The following is a 21,374-nucleotide window of genomic DNA, read 5'->3' as shown; positions in this document are numbered from 1 at the left end:
CTTATTGCTCCTGCTTGCGGCGTTTGTTCATCAGGTGATCGGCAAAGCGCGTCATCGGAATGGTGATCGCCAGAAAGATAAGCGCGGCCCCCACATAGGGTGTGAAGTTGGCATAGAGCGATTTATAGACGCCCGCCTGCCGGAAGATCTCGACCGGGCCAACGAAGGACAAAAGCGCCACGTCTTTTTGTAGGGCCACCACAAGGTTCATATTCGCAGGCAGCACGTTTCGAAGGGCCTGCGGCAGGATCACATAACGCATCGTATCGGCGTTCGACAGACCCAGTGACAGAGATGCTGAACTTTGGCTTTTGTGGATCGATCCGATGCCAGAACGAATGACCTCGGCCACGTACGCGGCATAGACAAGGATCAACGCCAGAGAGCCCCAAATATAGGGCGAATTCCACGGGCGCGGCAGGCCCAGACCGGGAATGCCGAAGCCCACAAGATAGATGACCAGAATGACAGGAAGCCCACGAAAGACGTCGGTATAGACTGTCGCGAACAGGCGCAGCGGATACAGCGCTGGTTTCTGGATGTCACGGCAGATCGCCACGAACAGACCCAGAAGTGCGATCAGCGGGGCGCACCATGCGAAAATGGCGATGTCCAGAAGGAAGGCGTCAAGCAGGCCGGGGAAGGTTTTGGAAAAGACGCCCCAGTTGAAGAAGCTCTTTTTCACGGCCTCCCAGCCGGGCGCCAGAGGCACCAACACCAGAATGGCCAGGAAAACCGCCGCGGTCGATGCCCCCGCAACCCACATAGAGCGGCGGCGCAACGCAGCTTCATACTGCGCGCGCCGCCCCGGCATGGCCGGGATATCCTCTGCCTTCGTCATTCTGTGCGTTGCCCGCCTTACTGAATGACTGGAACGCCAGTGGCGCCTTGCAGCCACTCGGCTTCGATCTCGGCCAGCTTACCTGAATCTGTCAGAGCTTGGATGGCCTCATCGACACAAGGCTTCAAGGTGCTTCCATCTGCCATCAGCATGCCGAACTGATCTGGGTTTTCCGAGCGCTCGGCAGGGAATTGGCCCAGAAGCGCGCCGTTCTCTACCACGACAGCCGAAAGATACAGCGCGGTCGGCAGGTCAAACAGCGCCGCGTCGATTTGGTTGGCTTGCAGCGCGGCAGTCACATCGGTGTTGTCGTTGTAAAGCAGCACGTCCTTCTCGGGCGCGATCACCTCGCCGACCATGCTGGCCCCAGTGTGCGAAGCGCCTGCCCCCCAAATCAGTCCTTTCAACGCATCCATGGTCGGCTCGCCTACTTTTTCGGCCACCGATTTGGTGGTCAGAACGGCCATGGCCGAACTGTAATAGGGCAGCGAGAAATCGATGGTTTCTTCGCGCTCGGGCGTGATCGAGTATTGTTGCAGGTTGAAGTCAAAGTTCTTCGCGCCGGGCTGGATCGCCTCATCGAACGAGGTGCGCACCCAAGTGACGGCGTCGTCAGCAAAACCCATTTCGTTTGCGACAGCATAGGCCACGGCAGCCTCGAATCCTTGTTTGCTTTCGGGGGCATCGTCCATGACCCACGGATAATAGGCTGGGTTGCCCGTCGCGATGGTCAGAACGCCGTCAGTCAGCGTCTTGCCAGCTGCACAATGGTCAGCGGCGAATGCTGCGCTGCCTGCCAGCGACGCACAGAGGATAGTTACCAATGTTCTCATGTCTCAAATCTCCCCAGATTGGATATTTGATCAGAGCCTAGCGCGAAGCTTTGACATGTACGAGCGAAAAGCGCTGTCAGAAACGGGCCATTGACCTTCGTGATAATTTGATCAAATATCCAGCACGAACTCTTTTTACGAAAACCGGCGTCGGATGACACCCGCCGCTGAAGGAGGTTTTGATGTCACCAAAGCGCCCCTTGGATTGGGCCAAGAACTTGTCCGCTGATTTTGTCGCCTATGCAGATGGGGGTCGTATTGAAGAAGTGGAGTGCATCATCCCCGACATTGTCGGAACCTCGCGCGGGAAGGCCATGCCAGCCGCCAAGTTTGATCCGGCGACCGATCTGGCCCTGCCCATTTCACTCTTCTATCAGACGATTTCCGGCGAATATGTCGATATGGATATCGAAAACCAATGGGTTGAACGGGATGTCGTGCTGCGTGCCGACATGTCCACCGCCTGCGCTGTGCCATGGTCGGAAGATGTCACCCTGCAGGTCATCTGTGACATGTATAACCGCGACGGAACGGCGCTGGCGATCTCGCCGCGAGGTCTTTTGAAGCGCGTTGTTGATCTTTACACCGCAAAAGGCTGGAAACCCGTCATCGCGCCCGAGCTTGAGTTTTATCTGACCAAACCCAACCACGATCCGAACGAACCGATCGAGCCGCCCATCGGACGTACTGGGCGCAAGGGCGCCAGCCGTCAGGTCTATTCAATGTCGGCGGTGGATGAATACGGGCCCGTCATCGACACGATCTATGACTTTGCCGAAGCGCAGGGGCTTGAGATCGACACCGTCATTCAAGAAGGCGGCGCTGGCCAGATCGAGATCAACCTGAACCACGGTGACCCGATCAATCTGGCCGATCAGGTCTTCCTGTTCAAACGCACGATTCGCGAAGCGGCTTTGAAGAACGGTGTTTTTGCCACCTTCATGGCCAAACCGATCCGGGATGAACCCGGCAGCGCAATGCATGTGCATCAAAGCATTGTCGAGATCGACGGCGGAAAGAATATTTTCTCAAACGAGGATGGCTCGGCTTCGGACCTATTCAGGTGGTTCATTGGCGGATCGCAGAAGTATTTGATGGATGTCGTCCCGCTTCTGGCCCCGTACGTGAACTCGTTCCGCCGGATCACGGTCGACGGACAGTCGGCCCCAGCGAACCTTGAATGGGCAAGCGACAACCGGACCACCGGACTGCGCGTGCCGCATTCCAGCCCAGCCGCCCGCCGGCTGGAGAACCGCGTGATCGGCATGGACGCCAACCCCTACATCGCCATTGCAGCCTCATTGGCATGTGGATATCTGGGCATGATCAACAAGGTCGAGCCCCGTACGGAAGCCGTGAAAGAGGTCTGGGAGGTAGAAGAACCCCTGCCCGCTTCATTGCGTGCCGCATTGGAACTGTTCGACGAAGCCAAAGACATGCGTGCGGTTCTGGGCGAAGAGTTCTGCAAGCTCTACTCAGACATCAAATGGGCCGAGAACGAAGAATACCAGCGCGAAATTTCACCGTGGGAGAGACAGCATCTTCTGTTGAATGCCTAAGCGACAAGCGACAAAGGCATAAAGCAAAAAGGGCGGGGAAATTCCCCGCCCTTTCTATTTCAATCCATTGCCGGCTTTAGAAGTGTGCCGACTTGGTGGTCGACGGAACCGCCAGCGGCGGAGCAAACTTGGTCAGATCGATGCCTTCCACTGCGGCTTTGTATTCTTCCAGCGTGGGGGTGCGGCCAAGAACAGCAGCCAACACAACGACCGGGGTCGAGGCCAGCAGGCTTTCGCCTTTCTTCTCGGGCAGGTCGCCTACGACGCGGCCTTGGAACAGGCGGGTCGAGGTGGCAAGAACCGTGTCACCCTTAGCGGCTTTTTCCTGGTTACCCATGCAAAGGTTACAGCCGGGACGCTCAAGGTACATGATGTTCTCGTACTCGGTACGCGCCTGCGTTTTCGGGAACAGGTCGTCGAACTCAAAGCCCGAGTACTTCTCGAGGATTTCCCAGTCGCCTTCTTCCTTCAGCTCGTCGACAATGTTGTAGGTCGGAGCAGCAACCACGAGCGGTGCGTTGAACTCGACCTTGCCCATCGTCTTCTCAAGGTTCTTCAGCATCTGGGCCACGATCTTCATGTCGCCCTTGTGAACCATGCACGAGCCAACAAAGCCCAGATCAACCTTCTTGTCGCCACCGTAGTAGGATACGGGGCGGATGGTGTCGTGGGTGTAACGTTTGGAAACGTCATCGTTGTTTACGTCCGGGTCAGCGATCATCGGTTCATCGATGGCAGCCAGATCCACAACAACCTCAGCGAAGTAGTTGGCGGTATCGTCCGGGGTCAGGGCCGGGTTGGCACCCGATTTGATGTCAGCGATGCGTTTGTCGGCCTTGGCAATCAGACCGGCCAGAAGTTGGGCTTCGTTGTCCATACCCTTGTCGATCATGACCTGAATACGAGACTTGGCCAGTTCCAGCGAACCGATCAGAGTGTCATCGTTAGAGATACAGATCGAAGCTTTCGCCTTCATCTCAGCTGTCCAGTCGGTGAAGGTGAAGGCTTGGTCAGCCAGCAGCGTACCGATATGCACTTCGATCACGCGGCCCTGGAAGACGTTGTCGCCATGCTGGTCCAGCATCTGTGCCTGAGTGGCGTGTACCACGTCACGGAAGTCCAGATGGTCGGCCATCTTGCCCTTGAAGGTCACCTTGACCGATTCCGGGATCGGCATCGACGCTTCACCGGTGGCCAACGCCAGCGCCACAGTACCCGAGTCAGCACCGAAGGCGACGCCTTTGGACATACGGGTGTGGCTGTCGCCGCCGATGATGACATCCCAGTCATCCACAGTGATGTCGTTCAGCACCTTGTGGATCACGTCAGTCATCGCGTGATATTCGCCCTTCGGATCACGCGCGGTGATCAGGCCGAAATCGTTCATGAACTTCATCAGTTTCGGGATGTTGGCCTGAGCCTTCTTGTCCCAAACGGATGCGGTGTGACAGCCCGACTGATAACCAACGTCTACCGACGGCGAGATCACGGTGGCAGCCATTGCTTCCAGTTCCTGCGCGGTCATCGGACCGGTGGTGTCCTGCGAGCCAACCACATTCACTTTGACGCGAACGTCCGATCCGGCGTGCAAAACTGCGCCGGGCGTGCTGCCCAAAGCGTTGCGGTTGAAGATCTTTTCAACAGCGGTCAGGCCCTGCCCATCGACCGTGATCTCTTTCGAGGGTGCGTAGGCCGATTTCAGTTCCTGCCCCAGTGCGGCGGCAGCAAATGTCTGAAGCTTCTTGCCGAAGACCACAGCGTACGAGCCGCCAGCCTTCATGAACTCTACCTTCTGCGGGGTGAACGCAGCGGCGACGCTTTTCAGCTCTTTGCCATCTGCGTCATGCAGGGTCTTGGTTTTCGAGTTAATGGTCAGCACGGTGCCGGTAGCGACCGAATAGGCCTCTTCCAGAACAGCTTCGCCATCTTCGTCTTCAACAACGTTGCCATCGGCGTCCAGCTTCTTGACCCAGTTGTCCAGATCGATGCCGATACCGCCGGTCACGCCCACGGTGGTCAGGAAGATCGGCGAAATGCCGTTGGTACCAGCCACAACCGGGGCGATGTTGATGAAGGGCACATAGGGGCTGGCTTTCTTACCAGTCCACAGCGCCACGTTGTTCACACCTGACATACGGCTTGAACCAACACCCATGGTGCCTTTTTCAGCGATCAGCATGACGCGTGCGTCCGGGTGCTGTTTCTGCAGCTCCTGGATTTCAACCTGAGCTTCAGGCGTGATCATGCATTTGCCGTGCAATTCGCGGTCTGCGCGCGAGTGTGCTTCGGCACCAGGCGACAGAAGGTCGGTCGAGATGTCGCCCACACCGGCGATATAGGTCACGACTTTGATTTCTTCTTCTACTTCCGGAAGCTTGGTGAAGAACTCGGCTTTGGCATAGCTTTCCAAAATGTCGGTCGCCACGGCGTTGCCAGCTTTGTAAGCTTCATCCAGACGCGCGGTGTCGGCTTCATAAAGGAATACCTGAGTCTTCAGCACTTCAGCAGCCTGCGCAGCGATTGCGGCGTCGTCACTCAATGCCAGATCCAGCAGAACCTTGACCGAGGGACCGCCCTTCATGTGCGACAGCAGTTCGAAGGCGAATTCGACCGAGATCTCAGCGACCGAAGCTTGGCCAAGGATGATCTCTTTCAGGAAGGCCGCCTTGACGCCAGCGGCGCTCGTGGTGCCCGGCAGAGTGTTGTAAATAAAGAAATTCAGCGATGCTTCGCGTTCAGCGTTTCCGGTGTCTTTGATCTGCTCGATCAATTCGCCAACCAGTGCGCCATCGTCGATCGGCTTGGGGTTCAGCCCCTCGCCTTTACGCGTTTCAATCTCATTTAGGTAGTCGGTGTACAAGCTCATGACGATCCCTACGATTTCGAGTTTGATGCAGCCCGTAAACCCGGCAAAACAGAATCTTCTGCGGCCGGATATGTCTGCGGTATGCCGCTGTATACCAAATTGTCGCGAGCGCTGCAATATCTACAAAGGCGGTAGAAAACCCACCCTGCCGCTTCATACACAGATTTGCGGTCTGATCCCACTCCAATTTCACTGCGTCATTAGGCCACTCCCATTCCCTTAACACATTCATGGACCTGAATACTTAACGAGCGTAGAGAGGCGTCAGAACGAAGCATTGCCTGATTGGAGGTCGCTCATGCCACACAACTTCAACGCAACACGCCGCGGATTTCTTGGATTTGCCGCAGGCGCAGGTGCCCTTATGGCCGCAGGCGCTGGCGCAACCGCCGCCCCTACCCCCATCGACACCAAGGCCCGGATCGTTATCCTTGGCGCAGGTGCAGCGGGTACCGCACTCGCCAATCGCCTGTCCCGTCGCCTGAACGGGGCCGAGATCACCATCATCGACCCGCGCAAGGAACACTGGTACCAGCCGGGCTTTTCGCTGATCGCGGCGGGCCTGAAGCCAGCCAAGTACTCGGTCTCGCAAACCGGCGATTGGCTGCCCAAGAACATCACTTGGATTTCCGAACGCGCCGCCGAGATTGATCCGGACGGCAACAAGGTGATGACCGAAAGCGGCAAGACCGTTCCATATGACTTCCTTGTTCTGGCCACTGGCCTCGTCCTGAACTACGGCGCCATCGAAGGGTTCGAGATGGACATGATCGGCAAGGACGGCATTGGATCGCTCTATGCCGGACCGGACTATGCCGCCAAAACATGGGAGGCCGCAGGCCGTTATACCGAAGACGGCGGTGTCGGCATCTTCACCCGCCCCGCGACCGAAATGAAATGCGCAGGCGCGCCGATCAAGCACACCTTCTTGATCGACGACATCGCTCGCAAGGCTGGGACGACGAAGCTCGACATCAACTATATGGCCCACAATAAGGGTCTGTTTGGCGTTCCGATCATCTCGGAAAAACTGCGGATGCTGTTTAGCCAACGCGAGATCACGCCGCACTACAGCCATGTGCTGAAATCGGTGGATGCGGGCAAGAAGATGGCCACCTTCGCCACTGAAACCGGTGACGCGGAAATGCCCTATGACTATCTGCATATCGTACCGCCGCAACAAGCGCCTGACGTTGTGCGCAACTCTGCCCTGACGGATCCCGGAAGCTGGGATGGCCGTGGCTGGGCTGCCGTCGACAAGCACACTCTGCGTCACAACTTCTTCGACAACGTCTTTGCGGTGGGTGACATCGCCGGCGTACCGAAAGGCAAGACTGCCGCCAGCGCCAAATGGCAGGTACCCGTGGTCGAGGAACACCTGATCGCGCAGATCACAGGCACCAAAAGCGACGCGAGCTATAACGGCTATACGTCCTGCCCGCTGATCACCCGCGTCGGCCGCGCGATGCTGATCGAGTTCGACTACAACAATGACCTGACCCCCAGCTTCCCGGGCGTGATTGCTCCACTGGAAGAACTGTGGATCAGCTGGCTGATGAAAGAGGTCGCCCTGAAAGCGACTTATAACGCCATGATCCGTGGCGACGCGTAAGGAGGATTTGACCGATGAAAGAACTTACCTTTGACACTCTGATCGCCGTTTTTGAAGAGATCTTCGGCGCTGGCCTATTCTGGACCATGGTTGTCTTGGCCGCTGTCGTCACGCTGGCATATGTGTACGTGCTAATCCGCGACCGCGCGGTCAGCTGGCGCAAGTTCCTACGCGCCCAACTATCGATGCCCTTCGGCGCCGTGATTGCGGTTCTGTTTGTCCAGAAGATGACCCATTCAGGTTTTGGCGACATTGGTGGGCCGATCGACCTGATCATCCTCTTGGGTATCGCTGCAATGGGCGCGGTCGGCGCGGCCATTCTGGTCTACACGTTTGACGCGCTGTTTCTACAGAAGTCGGGCGGTCAAGCTGACTGACGCTCTGCAAAAAACACCCCGAGAAAACGAAAAAGGGCCGCGTCATGCGGCCCCTTTTGTTTTCGGGTGTTTTGTCTGACTACACGGCTATTGCAGGGCAATCTTGATCCAAAAGCCAGTTTTCCAGTGCGCGAGCCTCGGGCGGAAGTTGGATCTCCATTCCGCCCGCAAAGTTTGCGAACGCATCCTGATTCAGCTGGTTCATCCCAACCAGAACCGGAATATCCAAGTCTAACGCCTTCACGATCACATCGCGAAAGCCGTGACCTTCAGCTTCTTGCTTGCCGAACTTGTTGATAATCAGGCAATCAGCCCCCTGATCAAGCGAGGCGCTAACCAGCGCGACGGCGTCTTCCAGCGCAGATGCATCCAGCCGACAGCCCCGAGCCCCCTGCCCCAAGCTCTGCGAGATGCGCAAAAGCGGACCATCGGGCAGCACCTGAATATCCATGTCGCAGGGGCCATCCTTTTCGCGATCGGTATTGATCTGGGCGGTCCCTGCAACACGTATCCCCTTAGCGGTCAGCGCTGTGGCCACTCGGTACAAAAGCTGATCCGTGTCACCCCGTCCCGGGGCTTTAGTGCAAGCAATCTTCATTTCTCATTCCTTTCCCTAATCCCGGTTCCGTTGGATCACTGCACCGGTTTCAGATCCGCACCTTTAATCTCGGCCTTGGCGGCAAGCTCGGCCACGAAGGCGCGCGCGCCATTGGCCCATGCGGCTTTTTCCATTGCGTCGGCAATGCGGGGTTTCACGCTGTCATAGGGCAGTTCAGCCCCCTCTTCGGCGGCGTCCATGCGGATGATGTGCCAACCATGGCGGGTTAATACAGGTTCAGTCGTGATGGCTCCGCTGGTCAACACACGCAACGCCTGTTCAAACTCGGGCACAGTGTCGCCTGGCCCAAGCTGGCCTAGCGCCCCGCTCGAGGATTTCGAACCACAATCGCTGTGTTCTTCTGCGATGTGTCCAAATTTGCGCGGGTTCGCGTTTACAGCGGCCAGTACCTGATCAGCACGGGCTTTGGCAGCCTCAGTTTCATCTTTGTCGCGCGGGTCGCAAGCAATCAGGATGTGCGAGACCTCCCACAGTGGCGGCGCGCGGAAGCGCGAAGGATCGCGAGACCATTCAGCGTGAATGGCATCTTCGCTGGGCGACGCGACATCGACTTCGGTTTCGAGAAGGCCCCGGATCAGGGCCTCCTCGTCTGTTTCAAAGCGGCCCGGTGCGACCTCGGCCGGTTCAGCCGTGAACTGGCGCTTGCGGGCTTCTTGCAAAAGAAGGGTCCGCACCGCGACAGCATTGGCTGCCTTGCGCCAAGCAATGCCAGGCTTGCCGGTGGGGGCGTCATGGTTCTGTGCTTCAGCGGCAACTACCGCATGAGGGACGGTTTCGCCATTGACGACGAGATCGGGGAACAGGGCCGCATTCATGGTCTTTACTCCGCAGGGTTCGTAGGTTTCTGACGGCGCGAACGCACCACCTGATAACCGGGACGCCAGATATAGCGCACAGGCACTGACAGCATGTGCACAAGGCGTGTGAACGGGAAGACAAGGATGATTGTCAGCCCAAGGAACAGGTGCAGTTTGAAGATCCACGACACATCTGAGATATAGCTGGCAGCCGCACCGTCAAAGGTGAAGATCCCCTGCGCCCAGGACATGAATTTGACCATTTCGTGCCCGTCCAAGTGACCCAGCGAGACGAAGATCGTGAGCAGACCCAGCACCAGCTGCGCCAGCAACATGCCAAGGATGGCAATGTCCCAGAAGCTGGATGTTTGGCGGATACGCGGGTCGGTCCAACGACGGTGGAACAGCATGCCGCCGCCCACCAGCGCCATGACGCCCGCGATACCACCGGCGACGACCGCCAGAAGCTGTTTGGCACCGTGGCTGATACCTATGGCATCAAAGATCCAGATCGGGGTCAGAAGACCGATCAGGTGGCCGAAGAAGATGATCAGCACACCCACATGGAACAGGATGGAGCCCATCACCAGTTGCTTGCGCCGCAGCATCTGAGAAGACGAGGTTTTCCAAGTGAAAGGATCGCGGTCATAGCGCGCGATGCTTCCCATGATCCCCACGCCAAGGGCGATATAGGGGAAGATTCCAAAGAAGAAATTATGCATCTCGTCCTCCTATCATTCCGCAGCCACGCCGGGGGCGCGGGCTGCTGTGTCTGATTTGGGTTCATCCATGCGCGCCAGCATGTCGCGCACTTGTGGGCATCCGGCGTTGGGATCGGGGCCGAAGCGGACTTCGCTTTCTTCCCAGATCTCGTCCAGAGCCTCCAGATCGTTTGGATCGACCTCGGGCTGTTCCAGAAGCTCGGCTACGGCCTCTTTGTCGGCTTCTACGCCTGACAACTGTAGCAAAGCGGCGAACACGGCAGCATATGGGCTTTCACGTCGAACCAGTCGTTCGCTCAACGCTTCCAGAATATGCGCCGCGTCCGCCAGGGTATCCTGTACCTCGGCATAGGGACGCGTGGACAGGAATTCCAATAGAACAGGCAAGTGGTCGGGCAGTTCGCTCGACACCGGATCGAACCCGGCCTCGCGATACATCTCGACCAGCGACACCATCGCGCCGCCCCGATCTCGGCTTTCGCCGTGAACATGCTCAAACAGGTTCAGCGACAAGGTCCGCGAGCGGTCGAAAAGCAGCACATACTGCTCTTCCAGGTCATAAATGTCCTGCGCACCCAAGGCCTCAACCATGGGGCGCAGGTCGCGACGGGCAGCCGCCGTAAGACGGCTATCCGATGCCAGCACCGCGCCGATTTCCGGCATGGCCTGCTGCAGTTCGCGAGTGGGGTAGCTTAGAACCAGCGAGATAGCTTTTAGCGAACGGTCCATTACATCACCTCCGACGGCATTTTCAGGGCTTTCTTGGCACCGCCAAACAGCGAGGCCTTCGACGTTCCACCGGAACAGCCATTGGTATCAGTGAAGCCGCAGCCGCCGCGCAGATCGTAAGCATCTTCAACTTGCTCACGGTGCGTGGTCGGGATGACGAAACGATCTTCATAGTCGGCAAGGGCCATGATTTTATACATGTCCTCGATCATCCGACCCGTCAGACCGACGCGTTCTGCCAGACCTTCATCGGTAACACCTTCGATGGTTTTCGAGCGCATATAGGCCCGCATCCCCAACATCCGCTCAAGCGCGGTGACAACGGGGGCTTCATCCCCAGCAGTCAGCATGTTGGCCAGATACTTGACCGGGATACGCAGGTTCTTCACATCGGGCATTGCGCCGTCAGTGCCGATTGCACCCGCTTCGGCCGCGTTTTGGATCGGGCTAAGTGGCGGGATGTACCAGACCATCGGAAGGGTGCGATATTCGGGGTGCAGCGGGAACGCCACGTTCCATTCCATCGCCATCTTCCAGATCGGGCTTTCCTGAGCCGACTTGATCCAATCCTGCGGGACACCGTCGCGTGCTGCGGCGGCAATCACCTCGGGATCGTTCGGGTCAAGGAAGACACCCAGCTGCGCGTCATACAGATCGGTGGTGGCTTCCGCATTCGCGGCTTCCTCGATCTTGTCGGCATCATAGAGCATCACACCCAGATAGCGGATACGACCAACGCAGGTTTCCGAACATACGGTCGGGTTGCCGCTTTCGATGCGCGGATAGCACAAAGTACACTTCTCGGACTTACCGGTCGACCAGTTGTAGTAGACCTTTTTGTAAGGACAGCCCGAGACACACATCCGCCAACCACGACACTTCTCTTGGTCGATCAGAACGATGCCGTCTTCCTCGCGTTTATAGATCGCGCCCGAGGGACACGACGCAGCACACGCCGGGTTCAGGCAGTGTTCGCACAGACGGGGGAGATACATCATGAAGGTGTTCTCGTATTCCCCGTAGATCTGCTTTTGCACACCTTCGAAGTTGTAGTCTTCACCACGTTTCGAGAATTCACCGCCCAGGATTTCTTCCCAGTTCGGGCCCTTCTCGATCTTCTCGATCCGCTCGCCAGTGATCTTGGAACGCGGGCGCGCGGTCGGGAAGGCCTCCATTTCAGGGGCCGACTTCAGGTGGTCATAGTCGAAATCGAACGGTTCATAGTAATCGTCGATCTCGGGCAGGTCGGGGTTGGCGAAGATGTTCGCCAAGATCCGCCATTTCGACCCCTGTTTGGGCTGCAACTTGCCCGATTTGGTGCGTTCCCAGCCACCGTTCCAACGCGCCTGGTTTTCCCAGTCGGTCGGATAGCCGGTGCCCGGTTTGCTTTCCACGTTGTTGAACCATGCGTATTCAACACCATCACGGGACGTCCAGACGTTCTTACACGTCACAGAGCAGGTGTGGCACCCGATACATTTATCAAGGTTCAACACCATGCCGATTTGAGCACGTACCTTCATTCTGCTGCCTCCTTATTCGGGGTCGCTTCACGGTCGAGCCAGTCAACCTTCTTCATCTTGCGCACCACAACGAATTCATCGCGGTTCGCACCAACGGTGCCGTAATAGTTGAAACCGTAAGATTGCTGGGCATAGCCGCCGATCATATGGGTGGGCTTCAGCGTTGCACGCGTGACCGAGTTGTGAATGCCGCCGCGTTTGCCGGTCTTCTCAGACCCGGGCGTGTTCACGATTTTCTCTTGCGCGTGATACATGAAGGTCGTTCCGTCCTTCATCCGCTGACTTACAACCGCACGAGCCGTCAGGGCACCGTTCGAGTTGTAAAGCTCGACCCAATCGTTATCGACAATACCTGCCGATTTCGCATCGTTTTCCGAGATCCAGATCACCGGGCCACCGCGGTTCAGCGTCAGCATGTGAAGGTTGTCGGAATAGGTCGAGTGGATGCCCCATTTCTGGTGCGGCGTGATGAAGTTCAACACCACATGCGGCCAGTCTTTCTCGCTGTGGACCTCGTCGGTGATCGTTTTCAGATCGACGGGGGGGCGATAGGACAGGAAGCCTTCACCGAACGCCAGCATCCACTGGTGATCCTGATAGGTCTGTTGACGACCGGTCAGAGTCCGCCACGGGATCAGCTCATGCACGTTGGTATAGCCCGCGTTATAGCAGACCTCTTCGCTTTCAATACCCGACCATGTGGGCGACGAAATGATCTTGCGTGGCTGCGCGGCGATGTCGCGGAACCGGATCTTCTCGTCTTCCTTAGGTTTGGCCAGGTGGGTGTGGTCACGACCGGTTGCTTTGGACAACGAGTCCCAAGCTTTGACAGCAACTTCACCGTTGGTTTCCGGCGCCAGCATCAAGACGACCTCGGTCGCATCAATGTCGGTCACGATCTTCGGCTGACCCTTGGCGGGGCCTTCCTCGTGCACACCGTTCAGCTCGCGAAGGTGCTGAACTTCGTGCTTGGCGTCGACCATGATGCCTTTACCGCCATTGCCCAGCTTGTCCAGAAGCGGACCAAGGGCCACGAAGTGGTCGTAAACCGCGGTATAGTCGCGTTCCACTGGCACATAGTTTGGCGCGGTCTTGCCCGGAATAAGGTCGCATTCGCCCTTCTTCCAGTCACGCACCTGATCTTGCGCCAATTCGCCCGGTGTATCGTGCAGAAGCGGCACTTGAACGATGTCCGTCTCGACGCCCAAAATTTCCGGAGCAACTTCCTGGAACTTATGCGCGATGGACTTGAAGATCTCCCAGTCCGACTTGCTTTCGTAAGCCGGGTCCACAGCCGCCTGAAGCGGGTGAATGAACGGGTGCATGTCCGAGGTGTTCAGGTCGTTCTTTTCGTACCACGAGGCCGTGGGCAGAACGATGTCCGAATAGACACAGGTGGTCGACATGCGGAAGTCCAGCGTGACCAGCAGGTCCAGCTTGCCCTCGGGCGCGTCTTCATGCCACTTGGCCTCTTTCGGAAGCTGCGCACCTTCTTCCCCAAGATCCTTGCCCAGAACACCGTGATCGGTGCCAAGCAGGTGCTTCAGGAAATACTCGTGCCCCTTGCCCGAAGACCCAAGCAGGTTCGAGCGCCAGACAAACAGGTTGCGCGGCCAGTTTTCGGGCGCATCTGGGTCCTCGCAGGACATTTCCAGATCGCCGGATTTCAGCTGTTGAGCCACATAGGCGGGGATTTCCATCCCAGCGTCCTTGGCCTGTTGGGCCACCTCCAACGGGTTGGTTTTCAGCTGCGGCGCAGACGGCAACCAGCCCATCCGTTCAGCACGGATGTTATAGTCGATCATCGTTGCATCCCAATCACCTTCCGGTGCGGTGGGCGAGATGATCTCGTTGGCGGTCAGAGTTTCATAACGCCACTGATCCGAATGCGCATACCACATCGAGGTCGAGTTCATGTGACGCGGTGGGCGGTTCCAATCCAGCGCAAATGCCAGCGGCAACCAACCGGTCTGCGGACGCAGTTTTTCCTGCCCCACATAGTGCGCCCAACCACCGCCGGACTGACCGACACAACCGCACATGATCAGCATGTTGATCACGCCGCGATAGTTCATGTCCATGTGGTACCAGTGGTTCATCGCAGCGCCGATGATGATCATCGACTTGCCGTTGGTCTTCTCGGCGTTTTGCGCGAATTCACGGGCGACATGGACGATCTTGTCGGCGGATACGCCGGTGATCTTCTCGGCCCAAGCAGGTGTGCCCGGCACGTCTTCGTTATAGTCCTTGGCAACCCAGTCGCCGCCCAGACCACGATCAAGGCCATAGTTGGCAACGAACAGGTCAAATACGGTGGCCACACGGATCACACCGTCTTTGGTCTGGATCTCGCGTACAGGGATGTTGCGGGTCAGAACGTCGGGACGGTCATCGCCGGTCGAGAACTGCTCGGTCGCTTCGCCACCGAAGTATGGGAAGTCCACGCCAGCAACACGGTCATGGTCGCCATCGCCGATCAAAGTCATCTTCAGATCGGTGTCGGTTTCCTGAGCGCGTTCTTCGAGGTTCCATTCCCCGTCTTCGCCCCAGCGATACCCGATCGAACCGTTGGGCGCGACCAGACCACCGGATTTCTCATCCAGAGCAACGGTTTTCCATTCCGGGTTATTGTCTTCACCCAGCTTGCCGTCCAGATCATCAGCACGCAGGAAGCGACCGGGAACCAGCTTGCCGTTTTTGTCTTCCAGCTTCACCAGCATCGGGAAGTCGGAATACTTGCGGCAGTAGTCCTCGAAGTACTCAACTTGGTTGTCCAAGTGGAATTCGCGCAGGATCACGTGACCAAAGGCCATCGCCAGTGCGGCGTCGGTACCCTGTTTGACGTTCAGCCAAACATCGCCAAATTTGGCGGCTTCCGAATAGTCGGGGCAGATGACAGCGGACTTGGTGCCGCGATAACGGGCTTCGGTATAGAAGTGAGCATCCGGCGTCCGGGTCTGCGGCACGTTCGAGCCCCAAAGCAGCAGGTAGCCCGCATTGTACCAGTCAGCCGACTCCGGCACGTCGGTCTGCTCACCCCATGTCATGGGCGAGGCCGGCGGAAGGTCACAATACCAGTCATAGAAGGATCCGCAGACCCCACCGATCAGGCTTAGGTAACGGGCGCCAGCAGCGTAAGAAATCATCGACATCGCCGGGATCGGCGAGAAGCCGATCACCCGGTCGGGGCCGTATTTCTTAGCAGTATAGGCGTTGGCGGCGGCAGTAATCTCGGTCGCTTCGTCCCAGCTTGCGCGGACAAAACCACCCTTACCGCGGGTCTTTACATACGAGTCGCGCAGGATTGGGTCGCTCTGGATTGCAGTCCAAGCCTCGATCGGCGACATCGTTTCGCGCATTCTGCGCCAGACTTTCATCAACCGGCCACGGACCAGCGGGTTCTTCACGCGGTTCGCGGAATACAGATACCAGCTGTAGGACGCGCCACGGGCACAGCCGCGCGGTTCGTGGTTGGGCAGATCGGGGCGGGTGCGCGGGTAGTCGGTTTGCTGGGTTTCCCAGGTTACGATCCCCGACTTCACGTAGATTTTCCACGAACACGATCCGGTACAGTTCACACCATGGGTCGAGCGCACAACTTTGTCGTGGCGCCAGCGATTCCGATAGGTGTCCTCCCAGTCGCGGTTTTCGTTGGTCACTTGGCCGTGACCGTTTGAAAACTGTTCCAGTTCTTTCGACTGGAAGAAGTTCAGTCTGTCGAGCAGGTGGCTCATCTGATTTCTCCTAGGTTGGCTGGCCTACCCCGGCATCTGCCGGGATAGGCGGGCAGACGTATCAGGGGTTCTTCACGTAGGCGCCGGGGCGCAGATAGAACCACCAGTTGATGGCGATGCAGACCGCGTAGAAGATCGCGAAGCCGTACAAGGCGTACTCAGGCGTTCCGGCCTTCAGCTGTTCACCAAACACTTTGGGGATGATGAAGGCGCCGTAAGCAGCAACCGCAGCGGTCCAACCCAGAGCAGGTCCAGCCTGTTCTTTGTTGAACACCATCGCGATGGTGCGGAAGGTCGAGCCGTTGCCGATACCAGTTGCGGCAAACAGGATCAGGAACAGACCCAGGAATGGGTAGAAGTACTGTTCTGGAGTAGCCGAGTTGTAAGCCTGCTGGATGAAGTAAGCGACGCCCAAGGCCGAAGCGACCATGACGACCGAGATGATCTGGGTCACTTTCGCACCACCGGCTTTGTCAGCCCACATACCACCCAGCGGACGGATCAGAGCGCCGATGAATGGGCCCATCCAGGCAAACATCAGGGCCGACGGGCCATTGGGGTTTACCATGTCGTGGGTCATCACACCGTCGACCTCGACGTGGCTGAAGCCAAACACAACTTTGATGGTCAGTGCCAGCGCGGCCGAGTAGCCGATGAACGAACCAAAGGTCATGGTGTAGATCACGGTCATCGCCCAAGTGTGCTTGTTGCCGAAGATCTTGTACTGGCGGCTCAGGTTTTGACCGACAGCGCCGGGGATCATTTTCAGACCCAGCACGGTCAGGGCGATAACGATGGGCAGAACGATCCACTTAGACACGCCCATACCAGAGGTCGGCAGACCGCCCTCGGTGCCCGGCAGCAGCAGCCACAGGCCGAAAGCCGCAGTGATGAAGCCGATCAGCAACATGCCCGAGATCGTGGCGAATGCGCCAAGCGGTCCGGGGATGTTCGGAGACACGTGCTCATCGCGGATGTTGTTCATCCCCATCCAACCAATGATCGCCAGCGGGATCAGGAAGACCAGCCAGATCAGGCCAGCGTTCTGGATATAAGTCTCGGTCCCGGCAGGGATCTTACCAATCAGCGTGCCCGAGGTGTTGACCAAGGTGCGGCTTTCGCCACCGAAGATACCCATGGTCATCGCCAGCGGGATCAGGATCTGCATGGTGGTCACACCAAAGTTGCCCAGACCCGCGTTCATGCCCAGCGCATAGCCCTGAATTTTCTTCGGATAGAAGAAGCTGATGTTCGACATCGAGGACGAGAAGTTACCGCCGCCGATACCCGACAGGAAGGCAAGGATCTGGAAGTACCACAGAGGTGTGTCCGGGTTTTGCAGTGCCAGACCGGCACCTGCCGCCGGGATCATCAGCAATGCAGTGGTGAACACAATGGTATTTCGCCCGCCTGCGATACGAATGAAGAAGGTCGACGGAATACGCAAAGTCGCACCAGTCAAGCCAGCAATCGCTCCCAGCGTAAACAGGTCGGATTTTGCGAAGTCGAAGCCCAGATTAAGCATCTGAACCGTGATGATGCCCCAGTACAGCCAGACGGCGAAACCGCACAGCAGGCTGGGAATTGAAATCCAAAGGTTCCGGTTGGCAATGGACTTGCCGGTGGATGCCCAGAAGGCCTCATCATCCGGTGTCCAGTTTCTTAGATCTTGTCCCACGACAGTCCCTCCTCGGGGTTTGATTGGGCGGGCCACCGGGACGGGCAGCCCACCATTGTTCTTTGTTCAGACTTTTTCTGCGTGCGTGCTGTTGTAATTGTCGATCACAGCGCGCGATTCATTCACCGCGTTCACGGCGCGGGCGGCACGAAGCTCCAACCCGTCAAGTTGCGCTTTCTCGAACAGCGCCCGTTCTTCGGCCTCCTTCTCGGGCGAGAAACGGACGAACAGGGCCAGAACCGAGGCACAGCAGACCAAGATGCCGATCACGAAGAAGGCGTTGTTCCAAGCCATTTCACCTTTGAACAGGAAGCCCGCAGCCACCGCACCGGCGTTACCACCAGCCCCCACGATACCTGCCACAGCGCCCAGCGCTTTCTTGTTGACGAAGGGAACGACCGAGTAGGTCGCGCCTTCCGACATCTGCGTGAACAGCGAGAAGACGATCAGCATCGGGATGGCCAGGAACAGCACGTCCATGCGGCTGAACAGCATCAGCGCAAGGCCTTCACCCAGCAGCACGATGAACAGCCAGAAGGTCCGGCCGCGCAGGCCCCACAGTGATGCAAAGTTGTCGCCGAAGATGCCGCCCAGCGTACGGGCGAAGATGTTCATCAGACCGAACGAAGCGGCGATCAGACCGGCGGTGACCAGCGTCAGGCCATCGAAGTAGTCATAGAAATACAGCGCGGCGACGTTGTTGACGGTCAGTTCGATGCCGAAACAGGCGGCATAGATGAAGAACAGCACCCAAACGCGATAGTCTGCCATCGCTTTGAAGTACGCGCCTGTGACTTTCTTCTTGTCTTCCAGCTGGCCTTTTTCGCGCAGCTCTTTGAAGTTTCCGTCCGGGGCGTCTTGCGTCAGGAAGAAATACGCGATGCCGACCACGAAGATCACACAGCCGACAACCACCATCGAGAAGCGCCAGCTGGCTGCATCTGTGAAGCCCAGCGTGATGAAGATCGAGAAGACCAGCGGCATGGCAAACTGCGTGACACCGCCACCCAAGTTACCCCAACCTGCACTGGTCGCGTTGGCCGTCCCCACCACGTTCGGAGCGAACATGACAGTGGTGTGATACTGCGTAATTACGAATGCCGCGCCGATCATGCCGATCAGCAGACGGAAAAATAGGAAGCTTTCGAAACTGTCGGCCAAGCCAATCCCGGCCACCGGGAAGGCGCCGAGGATCAAAAGCCACGTATAGGCCAGCCTTGGACCGATCCGGTCACACAGCCAGCCAATAAAGAAGCGCCCGACGATCGTCATTGCCACCGAGGCAATGATCGTCCAGCCAACCTGCGATTTTGTAAGCCCAAGTTCATCGCGCACGATGATCATCAAAGGCGCGATACCGAACCATGCAAAGAAGCAGGAAAAGAACGCAAACCACGTCATGTGGAAGGTTCTGATTTGCACCATTCGGACGTTGAAGAAGTTACTCCAAAGGCTTGTGGCCTTATTCTGAATTTCCATATCTCATGTCCCCTTTTCGACCTTCAGCACCGACCCTTCCAAGGTAGCGGTGCGGTCGTTTTCCATGGGGACAACGTCAGCGAGGTCTGCGCAGTTTGTTTTGATCCAAGTCAAAAATAGTATTTTGTCGTTTTAAATAAACCACTTACCAAATTTCTTCATGTCACCCTCAGCTGAACCGCAAGTTGAAGCGACAAAGAAAACAAACGAAGGTTTGACTTTTATCAATCGTCAGCGCTAAGAATTTTTCAAACTGAAGAAGCCTTAAAGACCACCATGCTCGAATCGCATCGACCAAATATTCGCAAGCTCGATTTGTTCTCGGAAATGTCCGAGGAGAACTTCCAGTCGCTGATGCATGTGTCTTATCTTCAGACCTTCCCGCCTCAGATCGAACTGATCACCGAAGGCGATGCCAGCGACTTCCTGCACGTCGTCGTTGACGGCTCGGTCGAGCTTTTCGCCCGTTGGAATAACCGCGAAACCAGCGTGGCAATCATTCGACCGATCTCGACCTTTATTCTGGCGGCCACGTTGCGCAATGCGCCAAATCTGATGTCCGCGCGCACGCTAGAAAAAAGCCGCGTCGTCCTGATCCCAAGCGAAGATGTGCGCCGAATCTTCAGTGCCGATAACAATTTCGCACGGGCCATTGTGTGCGAGCTTGCCTCGGGCTATCGCGCGTCGATTAAGAAAACCAAAGATCTTAAACTGCGTACGTCGCTTGAACGTCTGGCAAACTATCTGCTGCGCCAACAGACACGCGAAGGCGGTGGGCCGGAGTTTGAGCTGCAGACCGAGAAAAAGCGGCTCGCGTCCTATTTGAATATGACACCAGAGAATTTGAGCCGCGCCTTCAAATCTCTTCAGCCTTATGGGGTGCAGGTGGACGGTAGCAAGATCACAATCACCAACCAGCCTGACTTGGAAAGCTTCGCGCGCCCAAGCCCGCTTATTGACGACAAGACCGTATAATTCGTCAGAACAGTCCCGAAAGCGGTTCAGAGACGGCACCTTGCACAGTAAGCGACGGTTTCCTTAAGCCCCCGCTAATCTTCTCTGAGTCTTCTCTGTTCTTTCTGATAAGCCCCAAGTCCTACAATTCAGGAAACCGGCCTCAGAGATTGGCGCACCGATAGACGAGCCAACTCCTCGCGACCGTTTAGTAAGAAGCGCGTGGGGGAGAACTGAGATGGGATTTATTGGCTGTGCTTTCAGACAAATTCTAACTCGTCTCAGCTAGGCCAGTGTAGCTGTCCTTTGTGCCGCGCAGAGACCACGCCGCTCGGTCAGAGCGGCGGTTCTGATGAGTTTGAAATGATCACGTTTCGAAAGACTGCGATCCTGGTTAAAGTGGTTAAACACGGAAGCGTGCACGGCGACGAATTTCGGCAAACTTCGCATTCGTCGGAAGCGAGACATGGCACGTTCTCGTCGTTGAAACGAGAGATGTGAGTTTTCGATCCGGTTGTTCAAGTTACGGCCGGTCGCTTATTTGTCCGCATTTCCGATTTCTCGCATTGCTGCCCTATATGATTTGAGATGGTCAGTCACGGCGCGCTCTGGCAAGCCGTATCGTTTCATTGCTTCCTTAAAAATTTAAGGGCAGCGCGCTTATTTCGGCGCTTGGCAACATAGCTTTCCAAGACTTCACCTTCGTGATCCACAGCTCGCCATAAATAATGTCGCTCGCCGTTGATTTTCACAAAGACTCATCCAGATGCCATTGCCAGCAAGAAAAAGCCCGAAGTTGCTGAACTCGCTTTCGTCGGATCTCCGATGCGAACAACGGACCAAATTGTTTCTACCAAAAACGGATGGGTTCGTGGCTCACCTCGATCCCGCGCTTGTGCAGCAAATCCTACACATTCCACAGAGAACGTGGAAACCTAACATACAACATCACCTTGAGGCCGACGTTTCGGGGCTGGTTTTGAAATACTTGAATGGGTCGCGTTTGGTCATGGCGGGGTGCTAAGTCAGCGCCCTGCCCGCTTCAACCTGA

The 21,374-nt window shown here is 57.0% G+C and carries 15 protein-coding genes and 1 pseudogene; 4 read left to right on the top strand and 12 right to left on the bottom strand.

Features of this window, described 5'->3' with window-relative positions:
* Nucleotide 1: 1 nt before the first annotated feature.
* Both ACP15F_RS03755 and ACP15F_RS03750 read right to left on the bottom strand, forming a co-directional pair.
* Nucleotides 2-841: an amino acid ABC transporter permease gene (locus ACP15F_RS03755; protein WP_424939499.1), complete on the bottom strand. Its 840-nt coding sequence runs from the start codon at nt 839-841 to the stop codon at nt 2-4.
* A 17-nt stretch (nt 842-858) separates the two neighbouring features.
* Nucleotides 859-1,674: an ABC transporter substrate-binding protein gene (locus ACP15F_RS03750; RefSeq protein ID WP_424939498.1), complete on the bottom strand. Its 816-nt coding sequence runs from the start codon at nt 1,672-1,674 to the stop codon at nt 859-861.
* 182 nt (nt 1,675-1,856) lie between these two features.
* On the opposite strand from ACP15F_RS03750, the gene ACP15F_RS03745 reads away from it, so the two are divergent.
* Nucleotides 1,857-3,233 carry a glutamine synthetase family protein gene (locus ACP15F_RS03745; RefSeq protein ID WP_424939497.1) on the top strand — a complete coding sequence of 459 codons (1,377 nt, stop codon included), beginning with the start codon at nt 1,857-1,859 and terminating at the stop codon, nt 3,231-3,233.
* Between the two features lie 76 nt (nt 3,234-3,309).
* Here the strand turns inward: ACP15F_RS03745 and ACP15F_RS03740 are convergent, their stop codons facing one another.
* On the bottom strand, nt 3,310-6,099 hold the full coding sequence (locus ACP15F_RS03740) for a bifunctional aconitate hydratase 2/2-methylisocitrate dehydratase (RefSeq protein ID WP_424939496.1): 2,790 nt from the start codon (nt 6,097-6,099) through the stop codon (nt 3,310-3,312).
* A 298-nt stretch (nt 6,100-6,397) separates the two neighbouring features.
* On the opposite strand from ACP15F_RS03740, the gene ACP15F_RS03735 reads away from it, so the two are divergent.
* Both ACP15F_RS03735 and ACP15F_RS03730 read left to right on the top strand, forming a co-directional pair.
* The gene (locus ACP15F_RS03735; RefSeq protein WP_424939495.1) at nt 6,398-7,711 is read left to right on the top strand and encodes an NAD(P)/FAD-dependent oxidoreductase; all 1,314 of its coding nucleotides are present in this window, start codon (nt 6,398-6,400) and stop codon (nt 7,709-7,711) included.
* Between the two features lie 14 nt (nt 7,712-7,725).
* Nucleotides 7,726-8,088: a DUF5368 domain-containing protein gene (locus tag ACP15F_RS03730; RefSeq protein ID WP_424939494.1), complete on the top strand. Its 363-nt coding sequence runs from the start codon at nt 7,726-7,728 to the stop codon at nt 8,086-8,088.
* 79 nt (nt 8,089-8,167) lie between these two features.
* On the opposite strand, the gene ACP15F_RS03725 is transcribed toward ACP15F_RS03730, so the two are convergent.
* The 8 genes from ACP15F_RS03725 to ACP15F_RS03690 form a co-directional block, all read right to left on the bottom strand.
* The gene (locus tag ACP15F_RS03725) at nt 8,168-8,686 is read right to left on the bottom strand and encodes a DUF2478 domain-containing protein (RefSeq protein ID WP_424939493.1); all 519 of its coding nucleotides are present in this window, start codon (nt 8,684-8,686) and stop codon (nt 8,168-8,170) included.
* Nucleotides 8,687-8,721: 35 nt separating this feature from the next.
* Entirely contained in the window at nt 8,722-9,522 is an 801-nt protein-coding gene (locus ACP15F_RS03720) for a peptidylprolyl isomerase (protein ID WP_424939492.1), read from the bottom strand.
* A gap of 5 nt (nt 9,523-9,527) precedes the next feature.
* On the bottom strand, nt 9,528-10,226 hold the full coding sequence (gene narI / locus ACP15F_RS03715) for a respiratory nitrate reductase subunit gamma (protein WP_424939491.1): 699 nt from the start codon (nt 10,224-10,226) through the stop codon (nt 9,528-9,530).
* Nucleotides 10,227-10,238: 12 nt separating this feature from the next.
* A complete protein-coding gene (narJ, locus tag ACP15F_RS03710) occupies nt 10,239-10,955 on the bottom strand; it encodes a nitrate reductase molybdenum cofactor assembly chaperone (RefSeq protein ID WP_424939490.1) in 717 nt (238 codons plus the stop codon).
* On the bottom strand, nt 10,955-12,478 hold the full coding sequence (gene narH / locus ACP15F_RS03705) for a nitrate reductase subunit beta (protein WP_424939489.1): 1,524 nt from the start codon (nt 12,476-12,478) through the stop codon (nt 10,955-10,957). Before narH ends, narJ begins: the two co-directional genes overlap by 1 nt.
* Complete coding sequence (locus ACP15F_RS03700; protein ID WP_424939488.1) at nt 12,475-16,212, bottom strand: nitrate reductase subunit alpha; 3,738 nt, start codon at nt 16,210-16,212, stop codon at nt 12,475-12,477. Before ACP15F_RS03700 ends, narH begins: the two co-directional genes overlap by 4 nt.
* 61 nt (nt 16,213-16,273) lie before the next feature.
* Nucleotides 16,274-17,890, bottom strand: a complete 1,617-nt coding sequence (locus ACP15F_RS03695; protein ID WP_424939487.1) for an antiporter — start codon at nt 17,888-17,890, stop codon at nt 16,274-16,276.
* Between the two features lie 66 nt (nt 17,891-17,956).
* Nucleotides 17,957-19,369, bottom strand: coding sequence for an MFS transporter (locus ACP15F_RS03690; protein WP_424939486.1), 1,413 nt, complete (start codon nt 19,367-19,369; stop codon nt 17,957-17,959).
* A 276-nt stretch (nt 19,370-19,645) separates the two neighbouring features.
* Between ACP15F_RS03690 and ACP15F_RS03685 the strand changes: the two genes are divergently transcribed.
* Nucleotides 19,646-20,344, top strand: coding sequence for a helix-turn-helix domain-containing protein (locus tag ACP15F_RS03685; protein WP_424939485.1), 699 nt, complete (start codon nt 19,646-19,648; stop codon nt 20,342-20,344).
* A gap of 264 nt (nt 20,345-20,608) precedes the next feature.
* On the opposite strand, the pseudogene ACP15F_RS03680 reads toward ACP15F_RS03685, so the two are convergent.
* Nucleotides 20,609-21,334: pseudogene (locus ACP15F_RS03680) on the bottom strand (IS6 family transposase).
* Nucleotides 21,335-21,374: the final 40 nt, after the last annotated feature.

Source organism: Aliiroseovarius sp. S253 (genome assembly GCF_049800855.1).
In the GTDB taxonomy this organism is placed as follows: domain Bacteria; phylum Pseudomonadota; class Alphaproteobacteria; order Rhodobacterales; family Rhodobacteraceae; genus Aliiroseovarius.
Note: the sequence above shows the minus strand (reverse complement) of the source record. Positions and strands in the feature narration are given on the sequence as shown.

Excerpts from the sequence above, each read along its gene's own strand:
- ACP15F_RS03685 (WP_424939485.1), top strand. The coding sequence starts at position 19,646 with ATGCTCGAATCGCATCGACCAAATATTCGCAAGCTCGATTTGTTCTCG.
- ACP15F_RS03740 (WP_424939496.1), bottom strand. The coding sequence starts at position 6,099 with ATGAGCTTGTACACCGACTACCTAAATGAGATTGAAACGCGTAAAGGC.
- ACP15F_RS03720 (WP_424939492.1), bottom strand. The coding sequence starts at position 9,522 with ATGAATGCGGCCCTGTTCCCCGATCTCGTCGTCAATGGCGAAACCGTC.
- ACP15F_RS03750 (WP_424939498.1), bottom strand. The coding sequence starts at position 1,674 with ATGAGAACATTGGTAACTATCCTCTGTGCGTCGCTGGCAGGCAGCGCA.
- narJ (WP_424939490.1), bottom strand. The coding sequence starts at position 10,955 with ATGGACCGTTCGCTAAAAGCTATCTCGCTGGTTCTAAGCTACCCCACT.
- narI (WP_424939491.1), bottom strand. The coding sequence starts at position 10,226 with ATGCATAATTTCTTCTTTGGAATCTTCCCCTATATCGCCCTTGGCGTG.
- ACP15F_RS03755 (WP_424939499.1), bottom strand. The coding sequence starts at position 841 with ATGACGAAGGCAGAGGATATCCCGGCCATGCCGGGGCGGCGCGCGCAG.
- ACP15F_RS03700 (WP_424939488.1), bottom strand. The coding sequence starts at position 16,212 with ATGAGCCACCTGCTCGACAGACTGAACTTCTTCCAGTCGAAAGAACTG.
- ACP15F_RS03735 (WP_424939495.1), top strand. The coding sequence starts at position 6,398 with ATGCCACACAACTTCAACGCAACACGCCGCGGATTTCTTGGATTTGCC.
- ACP15F_RS03745 (WP_424939497.1), top strand. The coding sequence starts at position 1,857 with ATGTCACCAAAGCGCCCCTTGGATTGGGCCAAGAACTTGTCCGCTGAT.
- narH (WP_424939489.1), bottom strand. The coding sequence starts at position 12,478 with ATGAAGGTACGTGCTCAAATCGGCATGGTGTTGAACCTTGATAAATGT.
- ACP15F_RS03730 (WP_424939494.1), top strand. The coding sequence starts at position 7,726 with ATGAAAGAACTTACCTTTGACACTCTGATCGCCGTTTTTGAAGAGATC.
- ACP15F_RS03690 (WP_424939486.1), bottom strand. The coding sequence starts at position 19,369 with ATGGAAATTCAGAATAAGGCCACAAGCCTTTGGAGTAACTTCTTCAAC.
- ACP15F_RS03725 (WP_424939493.1), bottom strand. The coding sequence starts at position 8,686 with ATGAAGATTGCTTGCACTAAAGCCCCGGGACGGGGTGACACGGATCAG.